13 protein-coding genes are annotated in these 14,122 nt (G+C 63.4%); 3 read left to right on the top strand and 10 right to left on the bottom strand.

Features of this window, described 5'->3' with window-relative positions; translation table 11 throughout:
* Positions 1-10 precede the first annotated feature (10 nt).
* Genes ACQ5ID_RS00650 through ACQ5ID_RS00670 form a run of 5 tightly spaced genes read right to left on the bottom strand, consistent with a single transcriptional unit; the run spans position 11 to position 4,233 of the window.
* Positions 11-1,003: a hypothetical protein gene (locus tag ACQ5ID_RS00650; protein ID WP_429910550.1), complete on the bottom strand. Its 993-nt coding sequence runs from the start codon at positions 1,001-1,003 to the stop codon at positions 11-13.
* 53 nt (positions 1,004-1,056) lie between these two features.
* Complete coding sequence (locus ACQ5ID_RS00655) at positions 1,057-1,698, bottom strand: carbonic anhydrase (protein ID WP_429910551.1); 642 nt, start codon at positions 1,696-1,698, stop codon at positions 1,057-1,059.
* A 45-nt stretch (positions 1,699-1,743) separates the two neighbouring features.
* Positions 1,744-2,055 (bottom strand): P-II family nitrogen regulator, encoded by a 312-nt coding sequence (locus ACQ5ID_RS00660; RefSeq protein ID WP_429910552.1) that lies wholly within the window; start codon positions 2,053-2,055, stop codon positions 1,744-1,746.
* A gap of 4 nt (positions 2,056-2,059) precedes the next feature.
* Positions 2,060-3,061: a sodium-dependent bicarbonate transport family permease gene (locus ACQ5ID_RS00665; protein WP_429910553.1), complete on the bottom strand. Its 1,002-nt coding sequence runs from the start codon at positions 3,059-3,061 to the stop codon at positions 2,060-2,062.
* A gap of 23 nt (positions 3,062-3,084) precedes the next feature.
* Positions 3,085-4,233 (bottom strand): homogentisate 1,2-dioxygenase, encoded by a 1,149-nt coding sequence (locus ACQ5ID_RS00670; RefSeq protein ID WP_429910554.1) that lies wholly within the window; start codon positions 4,231-4,233, stop codon positions 3,085-3,087.
* A gap of 281 nt (positions 4,234-4,514) precedes the next feature.
* Here ACQ5ID_RS00670 and ACQ5ID_RS00675 point away from each other — a divergent pair, with 281 nt between their 5' ends.
* A complete protein-coding gene (locus ACQ5ID_RS00675; RefSeq protein ID WP_429910555.1) occupies positions 4,515-5,948 on the top strand; it encodes an inorganic phosphate transporter in 1,434 nt (477 codons plus the stop codon).
* 1 nt (position 5,949) lies between these two features.
* Here the strand turns inward: ACQ5ID_RS00675 and ACQ5ID_RS00680 are convergent, their stop codons facing one another.
* The 3 genes from ACQ5ID_RS00680 to ACQ5ID_RS00690 form a co-directional block, all read right to left on the bottom strand.
* Complete coding sequence (locus ACQ5ID_RS00680) at positions 5,950-6,978, bottom strand: glycerophosphodiester phosphodiesterase family protein (protein ID WP_429910556.1); 1,029 nt, start codon at positions 6,976-6,978, stop codon at positions 5,950-5,952.
* Positions 6,979-7,182: 204 nt separating this feature from the next.
* Positions 7,183-8,259 carry an isoaspartyl peptidase/L-asparaginase family protein gene (locus tag ACQ5ID_RS00685; protein WP_429910557.1) on the bottom strand — a complete coding sequence of 359 codons (1,077 nt, stop codon included), beginning with the start codon at positions 8,257-8,259 and terminating at the stop codon, positions 7,183-7,185.
* A gap of 45 nt (positions 8,260-8,304) precedes the next feature.
* A complete protein-coding gene (locus tag ACQ5ID_RS00690; RefSeq protein ID WP_429910558.1) occupies positions 8,305-9,279 on the bottom strand; it encodes an NADPH:quinone oxidoreductase family protein in 975 nt (324 codons plus the stop codon).
* A gap of 167 nt (positions 9,280-9,446) precedes the next feature.
* On the opposite strand from ACQ5ID_RS00690, the gene ACQ5ID_RS00695 reads away from it, so the two are divergent.
* Together ACQ5ID_RS00695 and ACQ5ID_RS00700 are read left to right on the top strand one after the other, a co-directional pair.
* Positions 9,447-10,532 (top strand): Rieske 2Fe-2S domain-containing protein, encoded by a 1,086-nt coding sequence (locus tag ACQ5ID_RS00695; protein WP_429910559.1) that lies wholly within the window; start codon positions 9,447-9,449, stop codon positions 10,530-10,532.
* A 123-nt stretch (positions 10,533-10,655) separates the two neighbouring features.
* Positions 10,656-12,242, top strand: a complete 1,587-nt coding sequence (locus tag ACQ5ID_RS00700; protein ID WP_429910560.1) for an AbgT family transporter — start codon at positions 10,656-10,658, stop codon at positions 12,240-12,242.
* On the opposite strand, the gene ACQ5ID_RS00705 is transcribed toward ACQ5ID_RS00700, so the two are convergent.
* Together ACQ5ID_RS00705 and ACQ5ID_RS00710 are read right to left on the bottom strand one after the other, a co-directional pair.
* A complete protein-coding gene (locus tag ACQ5ID_RS00705; protein WP_429910561.1) occupies positions 12,243-13,445 on the bottom strand; it encodes an alpha/beta hydrolase in 1,203 nt (400 codons plus the stop codon).
* On the bottom strand, positions 13,391-14,089 hold the full coding sequence (locus tag ACQ5ID_RS00710) for a ParA family protein (protein WP_429910562.1): 699 nt from the start codon (positions 14,087-14,089) through the stop codon (positions 13,391-13,393). Before ACQ5ID_RS00710 ends, ACQ5ID_RS00705 begins: the two co-directional genes overlap by 55 nt.
* Between the last annotated feature and the right edge of the window lie 33 nt (positions 14,090-14,122).

The following is a 14,122-nucleotide window of genomic DNA, read 5'->3' on the forward strand; positions in this document are numbered from 1 at the left end:
CTTTTTCAGCTCATCTTCTGTGTGACGGGTCCACCAGCGGACGGGCGGGATAGGGTGATTGGGGGGTCCGCGCTACAGAAGCGCTCCAGGCGATAACCGCATCGAAATGGGAATCCATCAGAGGTTTCAGCCCGGCAGGCGCCCGGCGCGAAGCGGGATCAAATGCCTTGCCCGGATTCTTCACGTCGCGGCTCATCAGCGGTCCTGCCACAACCGCCTGCACGGTTTGCGCATCGAGACCCAGGTCAAGGAACCGGCTGGCCGCGTCAAGCGAGGCTTCCGGACGGGCAAGAAAATCATCACCATCCAGCCATGCCGTGCGCGCCGGGTCCAGCTTTGCCGAAGCCTCGCGCATCATCGCCAGCTGTGCCTGCCAGACCAGCGCTGCTATCTGGATATCGGTAAGCTGAAACGCCTGTTCGGGCGGAATCTGGCCCAGCAGGGACCCGTCGCGGGCGAACATGGTGTAGAGCTGGCGGGTAAAAGCCCGGCCCGGCTCACTCTTTTTCAGGATTGATGTCAGAAAGACCGGCAGCTCGGACGTCACGAACAAATGGCGCGCATCGGGCCACAGGGCCGCGCAATCGGAAATCAGCGAGTTCGCCGCATTGGTGGGCTTGATGACCACCCGGCCAGCGTCAGCGGGCGGCCTGGCAAGCAAATTCATATAGAGCGGGAAAAGGCGGTTGAACTCTGTGGTGTGCCCATGCCGCTTCAGGCTGGCCAGCGTCGCCAGCCCGGAAGGTTCACTATAGGCGATCGTGCGCCCTTCCACGCTCAGGCAGCGCGCCAGCAAGGTTGAAGCGCAAAATGCCGAATGCCAGATGAAAGCCGGCGCTGCCTGTCTCTCAACGGGGCCGGGCAGCTGATTGAACGCCAGCGCAGCGCGGCGGCGGCCGGTCAGATCGGCGCGCTGATCGAGAAAGGGCGTGGATTCGACAAAGGCGCGATCCGCTTCGACAAACAGAAACTGCCCGGCGCGCAGATCCAGGTCGAAAGGCAACCAGCGCGGATCTTCAAGCAACGTGCTCGCCGGCAAGGATACAGTCCCGCCGTTCATGACGGGCCACACCCGGCATCAACAATTTCAAAGCGGCCATCGGCGTTGAGCCATTCCAGCTCGCCATCGGCAATGCCGAAACGCGCGCCGTGCAGGACCAGCGAGCCCGACTGCACGGCCTCGGCGATGAAGGGGAAGGACAGCAGCCTTTCCAGCGAGCGCTTGATAGAGCGCAGCTCCATCGCATCGCACACATGGCCGGTATCGGCATCCTCGCCCAGCTCGCGGCGTGTTTCGGCCAGAACCGAGGCGAGCGGATCAAGCCATTTGCGCACAAACTGGGTATCGCCCGCCGCGCCGGTGGCCGCCGCTTCCACCCCGCCGCACTGGCGGTGGCCCAGCACGACCACGTTTTTCACCTTGAGCACTTTCACCGCATATTCCAGTGCGGCGGAAACGCCGTGATGAGCCGAATCCGGTTCGTAAGGCGGGACCAGATTGGCGACATTGCGGATGATGAAGAGCTCGCCCGGCCCGGCATCGAAAATCGCAGCCGGATCGACCCGGCTGTCAGCACAGCCAATGACGAGCGTTTCCGGGCTCTGCCCCTTGGCGAGATTTTGCCAGATGCGTTGCTTGCGCTCGAAGCGCTCGGCGCGGAAGCGGGCAAAGCCCTCATGCAGGCGGGTCGGTATCATGTCTGGCGGTCTAACCTTCGATCGGGTGAGCGGCAAGCAGGCGGGTCAGAAGCGCTCGGCGCGCACGACCTGCACATCGGACACCATGACAATGCCGATCTGGCGCTCCAGCAGCGCATAGACACGCTCCAGCACGGTATCGAGCATCGCAGGGTCGATGACGGCCAGCACCATCATCATGCGGTCAGCGCTGGTGATCTGACCCTCGCGCGACCAGCTGCCGTTTGCGCCGCGCCCGGATTTGGCGGGCAGCACGGTCCAGCCCTTCACGCCCGCCTTTTCCAGCACGCCCTCAAGGCGCGGCACGGCGGGCATCTCGATAATGATCTCAAGGCGCTTTTTAAGGCTGGTCTGCATCGGTCTAGCCTCCAGTGCCGGTTACAAGCCGGGCGAGCCAGAAATAGAGCGGAATGCCCGCCACAAGGTTGAACGGGAAGGTGATACCCAGTGCGAGCGTGAGCGAGATGGCGGGCCGCGCTTCGGGCAGGGCAAGGCGTAAAGCCGCCGGCACCGCGATATAGCTGGCAGAGGCCGCCAGCGTCATCAGAAGGCCGAGACTGCCCGCATCCAGCCCGACAGCGAGACCCGTCCCCATGCCCGCCAGAGCGCCGATAAGCGGCATGTAGAGGCCAAAGCCGATGACGCCGGGCTTGAGCACCCGCCAGTTGCGCAATAGCCCCCTGCCCGCCACCAGCCCCATATCGAGCAGGAAGAGGCAGAGCACGCCGCGGAAAATATCGTTGAAGAAGGGAGATACCGCTTCCATGCCACGCGGCCCGGTCATCCAGCCGATGAAGAACGCCCCGATCAGAAGCACGATGGAGCCGTTGGCGGCGATCTCTTTAAGGACCGAGAGACGGCTTTCGCCATGCCCCTCAGCGCCATTGGATGCGCGCGCGGCAGAGCCGGCGAGGATCAGCGCGGTCACAATCGCCGGTGCTTCCATGGCCGCGGCGACCGCCACCATGAAGCCTTCGCCGGGCGTCTCCAGAAAGCGCGCGGCATCGCTGGCAGCAATGAAGGTGACGATGGAGATGGAGCCGTAATGGGCGGCGATGGCAGCCGCATCAATGCGGCCGACCTTCGTGGTCAGCATCAGCATGCCAAAGCCCAGAACCGGCAGAAGCGCGGAGAGCACGATACCGGCAAGGATTGCCCCGCCGACCGACCAGGTGAGGTCTCCGGCGGCCATCTCCGCCCCGCCCTTGAAGCCGATCGCCATCACCAGATAGAGCGAAAGCGCCTTGGCGATGGCTTCGGGGATCGAAAGGTCTGAGCGGACGAACGCCGCGATCAACCCCAGCACGAAGAACAGGATCGGCGGGGAGATCAGATTGGCTTGCGCCAGTGTGAGAACGTCCATGCCCCGCCCCGTTCAGATATGCGCTACTCAGCCGCCTGTTTTGGCTTCCACGAGTGAACGTAGTCGAGATTTTCGACGCTGGCAGCGCCCTCGCCCACATCCAGCGGATCGCGGGTATCGATCATCACGGCATATTCGTCCGTTGCGGGCTTTTTCTGCGTGAACATGTTGGCGAGCGCCTTGGGGTGCGGGCCATGGGTGAAGCCTGCCGGGTGGAAGGTCATCATGCCCGCATCAATGCCGTCGCGGCTGAAGAAGTCGCCCGCGTGGTAGAACAGCACCTCGTCATAATCATTGTTGTTGTGGAAGAACGGCACTTTCAGCGCACCGGGATCAGTCTCGAAGGGGCGCGGCGCGAAGGTGCAGATCACGAACCGGTCCGAGAGGAAGGTCGTGTGGGCGCTCGGCGGCACGTGATAGCGGTGGCTCATCAGCGGGCGGATATCACGCACATTCAGGCGCACCGGATAAAGCTCGCCATGCCAGCCGGCGGCATCGAGCGGATTATAGGGGTAGGTGATGCGGCTGACCTGCCCGCGCTTCTTCACGTGAACAACCCACTCATGGTCCTCATCGGCCTGCTGGGCGAAATAAGCCTCGTCCATGGCAGGCACGTCAAGCACCGCCGGATCGAAGATGGCATGCGGGCCGAGCAGGCCCCGGTCAGGCAGGGTGTAGTGGGTGTTGGTGGCTTCCACCATCAGCACCGAGGTGGCTTCGGTCGGCACCAGCCGCCACATCGTCGCGCGCGGCAGGATGATGTAATCGCCCGCCTCATAGGCCAGATGCCCGAAATCGCAGAAGAGCGAGCCCTTGCCGGTATGGATGAAGAGCAGCTGGTCGCCATCGCCATTGCGGGCAAGGCCGCTCATCGGTTTTTCCAGCTTCCACAGGCGTATGTCGCAGCTATTGTTGAAGAGCACAGAGGGGCTGGACCACGGCACATCGTCAGGCCGGTTCAGCCTTGTCAGATCGAAGGCGCGCGGCTGCAGCGGGCCTTCAAACTTCACCCAGCCGGTGGGCGGGCGCTTGTGATGGAGGAAGGCGGCGGGGCCGAAAAACCCTTCCTTGGACATCTCGCGCTCATAGGGCGCGTGTTCGGGAAAATCAGCATGGGCCTGACGCGAGGCATCGCCTTCGCTGCGGGAGGTGTAAATCCATTTGCGCGCCATGACATGTTCTCCGTTCTGCCGGAATACCAATTTAGTTACATTTGAAACTAAATGAAAGGGCGATTTCGGCAAGCCGCCTATCGTCACATTCTGCCTGAAGGTGGACAGGCGCGCAAAGCCCGTCACGCGCTGTTCCGTCCGGCCTGGCGAGGTCGGCAGATGTCATTTTTCTGTCAAAAAACGCGGCGGCGGCCTTGACGCTGGCTCTCCGCCCGTAAAGAAGAAGCCGCGAATTGGTCTGACCCGGTCAAACCGGCGTCCCGTCGGCCAGAAGGGCAAACATGGCGAAGATCGACAAGGACCTCAAACGGCTCCAGCGGCTGGAGACCGGCGTTCAAAGTCTCTCCCGGCAACTGGTTCCGGTAGGCATCGCGGTAGTCTTCCTCGCCATGATCGGGGTGGCCGCCGGCACGCTGTCAGGCGTGCATACCGGCTGGGCGCTGTTCGTCGCAGCCAGTATTATCGGCGGCTATATGGCGCTCAATATCGGCGCCAATGACGTAGCCAACAACATGTCGCCCGCGGTCGGCTCGCGTGTGCTGACCATCACCACCGCCGTTATTGCCGCTGCGATCTTTGAGGCTGCAGGCGCGATCATCGCTGGCGGCGAGGTCGTCTCAACGGTTGCCTCCGGCATCATCAACCCGGCCATGATGCCAAGCTCGCAAATTTTCGCCTATGCGATGATGTCCGCGCTTCTGGCCGCCGCACTCTGGATCAATCTGGCGACCTGGCTGGGCGCGCCCGTCTCCACCACTCACTCCATCGTGGGCGCGGTGCTGGGCGCTGGCATCGTCGTTGCCGGGTTCGAGGCGGCTGACTGGTCTGTCATTGCACGGATTGTTGCCAGCTGGGTGATCTCGCCGGTCACGGGCGGGCTGATCGCGGCCGGTTTCCTCTTCTATATCGACCGCACCATTCTGGAGCGGAAGAACAAGCTGGAGGCGGCCCGCTTCCAGGTGCCGATCCTGGTCGGCATCATGGCGGGCACATTCTCCACCTATCTCATCCTCAAAGGGCTGGCGCGCATCATGCCGACGCCGCTGGAAATGGCCATTCTGGCCGGCGTGGCCATTGGTGTGGCGTCCTGGTTCCTGGTGCGCCCGTTTGTTGCCCGCAGGCTGGAGGGCAAGGAGAACCGCAAAGCCTCGGTGGGTGAGCTGTTCACCATTCCGGTCATATGCGGGGCGTGCCTGCTCTCATTTGCTCATGGCAGTAATGACGTGGCCAACGCCATCGGGCCGCTCGCCGCGATCTATGTGGCGATTACCGACGGCGTGACGGGCGGGCCAGCCCCGCTGCCGACATGGATACTGGTTATCGGCGCGCTGGGCATCTCGCTTGGCCTGCTCCTGTTCGGGCCGAAGCTGATCCGCACCGTAGGCTCCAAGATCACCAAGCTGAACCGGGTGCGCGCCTATTGCGTCACGCTGTCAGCCGGGATCACGGTGATTATCGCCTCCACGCTCGGCATGCCGGTCAGCTCCACCCATGTGGCCATTGGCGCACTGTTCGGGGTGGGCTTCCTGCGCGAGGGCATCGCCAATAACGGCAAGTCGAAGAAGAAGTCCAAGGACACGGATGCGAAACGCAAGACCCGCTATCTGGTACGCCGCGGGCATGTCGTGACGATTGTCTCGGCCTGGATCATCACCGTTCCGGCAACCGGCCTGTTATCGGCGGCCATCGCCTTCACGATGACGGTGCTGTTCTAGCTTAGTCAGCTGCCGTACAGGCCCGGAAAGCGGACACCGTATCCTGACGCGTTTCCAGCGCCTCATAGGCCGGCCAGTGCAGGTCCGTGGCAATCACGGCCGCGCCAGCATCGGCAAACGCCGCAAAAATGCTGGTGTCGCCGCTTTCGAGCACTTCGCCATCGATATGCCACAGCGTGCCGGCGACCGGCGGGATGCCCGCCTCCAGAAGATGGGCCCAGGCCGCCGGGTTCAGCTCGCGCTGGACGCCAGACCAGCCGATGAGACGGGCTGGATCGACACCGGCAGCGCGCAGCGTCTCAAGGCGCTCAGGATCGGTGAGCTGGATCGAGATCACGACCTCATCGCTGACCGCCGCCGCGCGCAGCGCATCCTCGACCTCATACGTGATAACCATGGCGTAGGAGAGCGCATCATTGGCGATAATCGCCTCGGCCAGCTCCTCCACCGGCACGGTGCGCTTCAGGTCCAGCTGGACGAAGGCACGGCCGCGCGCCCAGCTGAGCACTTCTGACAGGCTGGGGATGCGATAGGGGGTCAGCTGGCCCTCATCGTCCACAAGCTGATAGGCCGACAGCTCGGCGAAGGTCAGATCAGAGATATTGCCGGTTCCGTTGGTGGTCCGGTCAAGGCTTTCATCGTGCATTATCACCAGCACACCATCGGCGGTGCGGCGTATGTCCATTTCCAGCAGCATCGGAGCGCCGGCCAGCGTGTTGGCGAAGGTCTCGATCGCGTTTTCGGGAAAGCGCGGCTCAACCCCGCCACGATGCGCGCTGATAAGGGTCACATCCCGGTCCATCAGGCAGCGCAGCACATCGGGGATGGACTGCCCGTCGGGCGCTATCGCCGCCACCAGCGGTTCGGGCAGGGAATCCTGCGCCGATACCGTATCGGCCAGCCGCCGCTCGGCCTCTGAAACCTCGCCGGACGGTTCGGGCATTTCGATCTCACCCACCGGCTCCGGGCAGGCGGCCAGCATGAGGGCAAATACCGGTGAAAGAAGTGCGGTGCGGTAGCGATGCAGCATGGAAAACCCTCAGGCGCCGTGGAGATGAAGTTTGTGCAAGCGTTCTAGACCGGTTGTGTGACAGGCGTCAGTACGCCTCCCCATTTGTCACCCTCGGGCCGCGTAGCGCTCCCGGGGACCCATGCCTGAAGCGTTCGCCTGCATATTCTTTGCTGGAATGGATCACCCGCATAAAGCGGGTGATGACAGGGGAAAGGGCCTTCCCTACTCGTCACCATAGATGGCGACATAGGGCTCGCGCCCCAGCCCCCAGCTGGCCCGGTACATGCCCGGCGTGTTCATCGCCCAGATGGGCTGGCCCACGAACAGCATGACGATACCGCCATCCCCGCCATCGGCCTCAAGGGTTTCCATCATGCGGTCGGCGGCGATCTGTGCGGCTTCCTCAAAGCTGTGCTGCTCGAACATCAGCCGGTTGGCATCATGGCAGATGGCGGCCGCGACATTGAAGCGGATGAAGTATTCGCCCGTGCCGGTGGCCGAAAGCCCGCAGCGCTGGTCTGCCCAGGTGCCTGCGCCGATGATCGGGGTGTCGCCCACCCGGCCCCATCTTTTTGCGGTCGTGCCGCCTGTGGAGGTACCGGCGACGGTAACGCCATTTGTATCCATCACCACCACGCCGACCGTGCCGAAGCGGTGCTCGCGCTCCATGATATCCAGCGCGCCTTCACGGATAGGTTCGGGATCCGGCGCGCCTTCGGGGCGGGGCGGCACGGGAAGTCCCATGCGCTCCAGCTGGCGCTCCAGACCCTGCCAGCGGCGCTCGGTGAAGAAGAAGGATTGTTCAGCTGTCTCCAGCTCGTGCTCGGCGGCGAAGGCTTCCGCGCCATCGCCGATCAGCATGACATGCGGGCTGTGCTCCATCACGGCTCTGGCCAGCGAGATGGGATGGCGCACCCCTGTCACGCCCGCTACCGCACCGGCAGCGCGCGAATTACCCACCATGATGGAGGCATCGAGCTCCACCTGGCCTTCGGAGGTGAACACCGCGCCGCGCCCGGCATTGAATTTGGGGTCGTCTTCCAGCACGCGGATCACGGCCTCAACCACATCCACCCCGTCCGCGCCGCCGGACAGCATCCCGCCGCCCAGCTCCAGAGCGTCCTGCAGGGCAGCGCGATAGGCGGCCTCGGTTTCAGCGTCCATGGCGCCGCGTTCGATCACGCCTGCGCCGCCATGAATGATGATGGACCATTCCAGCTCGCCCGATCTTTCCGAACCCGCCTGCGCGGCCGGGACGGCGAACAAGAGGGCGGCAAAGGCAAGCAGTGTACGGATCATCATCAACTCCATGACTTGGCGGCAACGGTACATGATAGCGCGGGATCAGAAGGTGAGGATAACTTTCCCCTTCACCCGGCGCTCCATGATGTCGGCAAAGGCCTTGGCAAACTCGTCCAGCGGATAGGCGGCTGAAATGTGCGGCACGATCTTCCCGGCCTCGTAAAGATCGAACAGTTCTTTCATGTTCTGCGCGTTCTCACGCGGATTGCGGCCCGCCCACGCGCCCCAGAAGACGCCAAGAATATCGCGGCTGTTGAGCAGGGCCAGATTCAGCGGAACTTTCGGGATCGGCCCGGCGGCAAAGCCGATGACGAGATATCGCCCGCCCCACCCGGTGGCACGCAAGGCCGCTTCGGAATAATCCCCGCCGACGGGATCGTAGACCACATCCACGCCCTTGTTTGCGGTGATCTCGCGCACGCGGGCTTTGAGGTCTTCGCTGGTGTAATTGATCAGCTCGTCGGCCCCGCCCTCACGCGCGATTTCCAGCTTCTCGGCGGAGCTGGCGGCTGCGATCACCTTCGCGCCCATCGCCTTGGCGAGCTGCACGGTGGCAAGGCCAACGCCGCCTGCAGCGCCCAGCACCAGCACGGTCTCGCCGGGCTTGAGCTTCGCGCGCTGTTTGAGCGCGTGGTAGGACGTGCCGTAAATCGTGGTGAAGGCAGCGGCATGCTCAAAGCTCATCACGTCAGGAATCGGGATCACCTGGGCTGCGGGCGCAACGGCCTGCTCGGCAAATCCGCCCAGCATGGTCGCGACGATCACCCGGTCGCCGGGCTTGAAGCCGGCTGCGCCCTTGCCAAGCTCGGAGACCACGCCTGAGCATTCCGTTCCCGGAATGAAGGGGAAGGGCGGCTGGGCCTGATACTTGCCCTCGACCAGAAGGATGTCGGGGAAATTGACGCCCGCCGCCTTCACATCGACCTGCACAAAGCCCTCACCCAGCGGCGGAGCGTCCACCTCGGCAACTTCCAGATTCTCGTAGGGGCCAAATTCCTTGCAGATCAAAGCGCGCATGCGGCGTGTCCTTTTTGCGAACGGGTCGGTTGGCCCAGACCATAGAGGCCAAGGCGTGCCAAGGGCAATGCGCGCCTGCCTCACGGCTTCTGGTGCGGCCCTCTGACACTTGATGGCGCTGGCGCTTCGCCGCATAAGGCTTGGGTCACGCCAGCGAGGCCCGCCCCATGTTTCTGCGCAATATCTGGTATTATGCCTGTCCGGCGCGCGATCTGAAGCCGGGCAAGATGCTGCACAAGGTTCTCCTTGGCGAGCCGGTCGTGTTTGCGCGCGGCAGTGACGGCGCTGTGTTCGCCTTGCGCGATCTGTGCCCGCACCGGGGCGTGCCGCTCTCCGCGGGCCGCCTGTGCGCGGCAGGCAGCACGGTGGATGGCAAGACGCTGAGCGAAGCGCAGATCGAATGCCCCTATCATGGCTGGCGCTTTGGCGCGGATGGGGCCTGCAAGGCCATTCCCTCGCTGGTCACCGGGCAGGATATGGATGTCGGCAAAATCCGGGTGCGCCGCTATCCGGTGCGCGAGCTGCAGGGCAATCTGTGGATATGGATGCCCGCCGCCAGTGATGGCCCGGTGCTGGATGACACGCCCGAGCCCGATCACGAACCGCCCGTCATGCCGGAGATGGGCGAACGCACGCCTGCCCTCATAGAGCGCATGATATTTGACTGCCATGTCGATCATGCCGTTATCGGCCTGATGGACCCGGCGCACGGGCCTTATGTGCACCGCTCTGTCTTCTGGCGCTCGGAAAAGTCCATGCACGAGAAGGAGAAGGCGTTCGGCCCCAGCGAGCTGGGCTTTACCATGCTGCCGCACACGCCGTCGAAGAATTCGCGCTTTTACAAGATTCTCGGCGGCAATCTGACGACCGCGATCAGCTTTCGTATGCCGGGCGTGCGCGTGGAGCATATCCAGGCTGGCACGCGCGGGCATGTGGTGGGGCTGACGGCTGTTACGCCGATCGACGAAACCACGACCGAAGTGACCCAGAGCTTCTACTGGACGCTGCCCGCGCTGGGCGCGCTCAAACCGCTATTGCGTCCCTTTGTGCGCTCCTTCCTGAAACAGGATGGCGACATGGTGAACATCCAGAAGGAGGGGTTGAAATTTGATCCCCGCCTGATGCTCATCAATGACAGCGATGTGCAGGCGAAATGGTATTTCCGCCTGAAGGATGCCTGGGAAAAAGGTGGCGGCATGCGGGCCGGATTTGAAAACCCGGTCAAACCCGCCACCCTGCGCTGGCGCAGCTGAAATCAGGGCCAGGGCTGGACCCCGCCAGCCCTGCCGGGCAAGGTAGGCGCTTCCCCGAACAGCTGACGAGTTTGCCCCGTGACAGAAACGAGCCCTGCGACGCGCGCCGGAAAACGCGGTGCCATGACCCGCTTTCTTGATGGTGTGGAGTGGCTGGGCAATCTCCTGCCACACCCCGTCACCCTGTTTGCGATCCTGGCAGGCATGATGATCCTGGCGTCGGGGCTGTTCGGCGGGGTTATGCAGGTCGCGGTGGAAGACCCGCGCCCGGATGGCGCGGCCGGGCGAGCCGCCGACGGCATGATCCGCGCGGTCAGCCTGATGAATGAGGACGGCTTCCGGCGCATCTTCACCAGCCTCACCACCAATTTCACCAGCTTTGCGCCGCTCGGCGTCGTGCTGGTGGCGATGCTGGGCGTCGGCGTGGCGGAAAAATCCGGGCTTTTGTCCGCCGCCGTGCGCTCCATCGTGCTGGGCGCGAACCGCCACACCGTTACCGTGGCGGTGGTGTTTGCAGGTGTGCTGTCCAACACCGCTTCGGAGATGGGTTATGTCGTGCTGGTGCCGCTGGCAGGCGCGGTGTTCTACGCGCTGGGCCGCCACCCGCTTGCCGGCATGGCCGCGGCGTTCGCGGGCACGTCGGGCGGATACAGCGCGAACCTCCTGATCGGCACGATTGACCCGCTGCTGGCGGGCATCACGACCGAGGCCGCGCAGCTCATCGATCCGGGCTATGTCGTCTCGGCCCCGGCCAACTGGTATTTCATGGTGATCTCGACCTTCATGATCACGATCATCGGGTCGCTCGTCACCATCTTCATCGTCGAGCCGAAGCTGGGCAAATATGATTCCAGCCGCGCCGACCCGGCCGTGCTCGACAAGAACATGATGCAGCCGGTCTCGCGCGAAGAGAAGAAGGGCCTTGTCTGGGCCGGGATCGCCTCGCTGGCCGTGTTCGCGGCGATGGCCTGGACGCTGATGCCTGAGATTGATCTCGCCGGCTGGCTGCCGGGCTGGGGCGCGCTTCGCAATCCCGATACCGGATCGATCTTCCAGCAGGCTCCCTTCTTCATCGGGTTTGTGACCTGGATATTCCTGTTCTTCCTGATTGTCGGCTTTGCTTATGGCCGCGCCGCCGGGACGATGAAGAATGATCGCGACGTGATTGACGGCATGGCATCTGCCATCTCCACGCTCGGGCTTTACGTGGTGCTGGTCTTCTTCGCCGCCCAGTTCGTCGCCTTTTTCGGCTGGTCGAACCTCGGCGCGATCACCGCCGTCACCGGCGCGCAATTCCTGCAAGACACCGGCCTGACCGGGCCGGCCATCTTTATCGGCTTCATCCTGATGTGCTGCTTTGTGAACCTGATGCTGGGTTCGGCCAGCGCGCAATGGGCGGTGACCGCGCCCATCTTCGTGCCGATGCTGATGCTGGTGGGTTATTCGCCGGAGGTGATCCAGGCCGCCTACCGGATCGGGGACTCGTCGACCAATATCATCACGCCCATGATGAGCTATTTCGGCCTGATCCTCGCCTGGATGACGCGCTATGACAAAAATCTGGGGATCGGCACCATCATCGCGATGATGCTGCCCTACTCGATTGCTTTCCTTCTCAGCTGGATAGCGCTCTTCTTCCTGTGGACGTTCGCGCTGGGCATGCCGGTCGGGCCGGGATCGCCCACCTTCTACGAAATGCCGGTCGGCTAGTTATGGCTGGCGCGCGCCGGTGCCTTCAATGGCGCCGGCGGCAGCGGCCGCGGGTGCCAGAATGATCTCGGTTGCCTGGCGCACCACATTGACCGAAAGACTCAAAGGCCCGCGCACACCGCCGGCCTGAGCCGCAGGCTCCACCCCGAAATCGCGCGTGCCGGAAAACAGGGCGATCAGCTGGGGCGACATGGTCAGCGTGGAATGGCGCATCGGGTCGGCGGTGTTGAAGCCCGACACATCCACGACCGTAAGACGCAGATCCGCCACTTCCTCCACCGAGCGCAGGGAACCCAGCCGGTCGGTCTGGCCGCGCAGCACGGCTGAGGCCCGCAAGGCGCGGTCACGGGTGGAGGTGAAGACGATGAAATCAATGTCGGATGCGTCGCCGATTGTAGCGAGCTGGCTTCGGAAAACATCGACGCTGAGATCAGGCGACATCAGGGCCACCTGGCCAATACGCGCCAGCACCTCGGTCTCGCCCGCTTCAGACAGGTCACGCAGCGCCTCGAGTGTCAGCATCGAGCCCATGGAATGGGCGATAATCATGATGCGGTCCGCCTGCGCGCGCGTCGCAAGGCGCAGCGTGTCGGCCAGACCGTCCCGGTTGATGAACACGCTGTCGAGATCATAGGCATAAAAACGCGGATCGCCCGCGCTCGGCCAGGCAAAATAGAGCGGCACGCCGGGTATCTCGAAATCGTGCATCATCTGGGCAAACCGGAACAGGCCGCTGCCAAAGGTTTCATTATAGCCGTGAACGAAGACGACAAGGATGCGCTCTTCCTCGTCCAGCTGGGACAGCTTGCGGTTCAATCCGCCCAGAAAGGCGTCCTGCCCGTCCAGCGTCTCTGCAAAGGCCAGGGTGAAATGGCGCATCGGGTCCGGCGTGCCGCGCGGATAGCGGATGCGGCCCGGCTCGCGCTCGGGCGGAATCGAAACCGTATGCACCCCGTAGCTGAGCGATTCTGAACGTTCGCGGCCAAACAGCGTGGCGTCGTGCACAGGCGCCCGGCCGGATACCGTCATTATGGGCTGCTGGGCGACCTCGCGGGGGAGCTCGGCAAATTCGGTAACGCTCAAGGTTGGCGCACACGCGCTGGCCATACCCAGAGCCAGCATGATGCCAGCTGTCCGGGCAAGCCGGGTCAGCCCTGCCGGGACCGCATCTGCCGCAAGGCAAAGATATCTGCTGACATCCATCGGAAAAAGCCGCCATCCTCGAGGAATACCGAGGCGATATTGGTGTCGCCCGGCTCGAAGTGGAAGACTTCGCGTAAAGCCCGCGAGAAGGCAAGCGCTGGCGCGATCCTGACTGAATGTCCGCGGAAAGCGTCGCGTATCCGCAACGTCTGATCGTCGCTGAATACCTGATTGGGTACCAGCATGATCCGGGGACGATGACCGGTTGTTTCCGCCATGCGGCTTGCGGCCTCTTCCAGCTCCGGCAGATAGGCTTTGGTCGCCATGATGTCGGCGTCTGATACCGCCACGGGGACGAATATCGCATCGGGCTGGATGGCCGGCAGCATTGTTCCGGCAGGGAAGCCCGCTGGCGTATCCACAAACAAGACGTCGCTGGCCGAACGGCGGGTGTCCAGAGCAGAGCGCACGGCATCGGGCGCAACCTTGTGCCCCTCGCCGTGCTCGTCAGCCAGATAATAGGACTGCACACCGGAGCCGGAAAAACGGCGCACGGCATTGTACGTGGTGCGCAGGCGATCGAAATCGATCACGCACACACGCAGATCGTATGTCGCGGCAAAATGGATGGCGCTGAGAAAGGCCAGCGTGCTCTTTCCCGCACCACCCTTGGCATTTGCGAACATAATGGTGGTGCAGCTCATCGCCTTACCATCCTGCATCCCTCAACTGGCACT

It is taken from the genome of Glycocaulis sp., assembly GCF_050485565.1.
Lineage (GTDB): Bacteria > Pseudomonadota > Alphaproteobacteria > Caulobacterales > Maricaulaceae > Glycocaulis.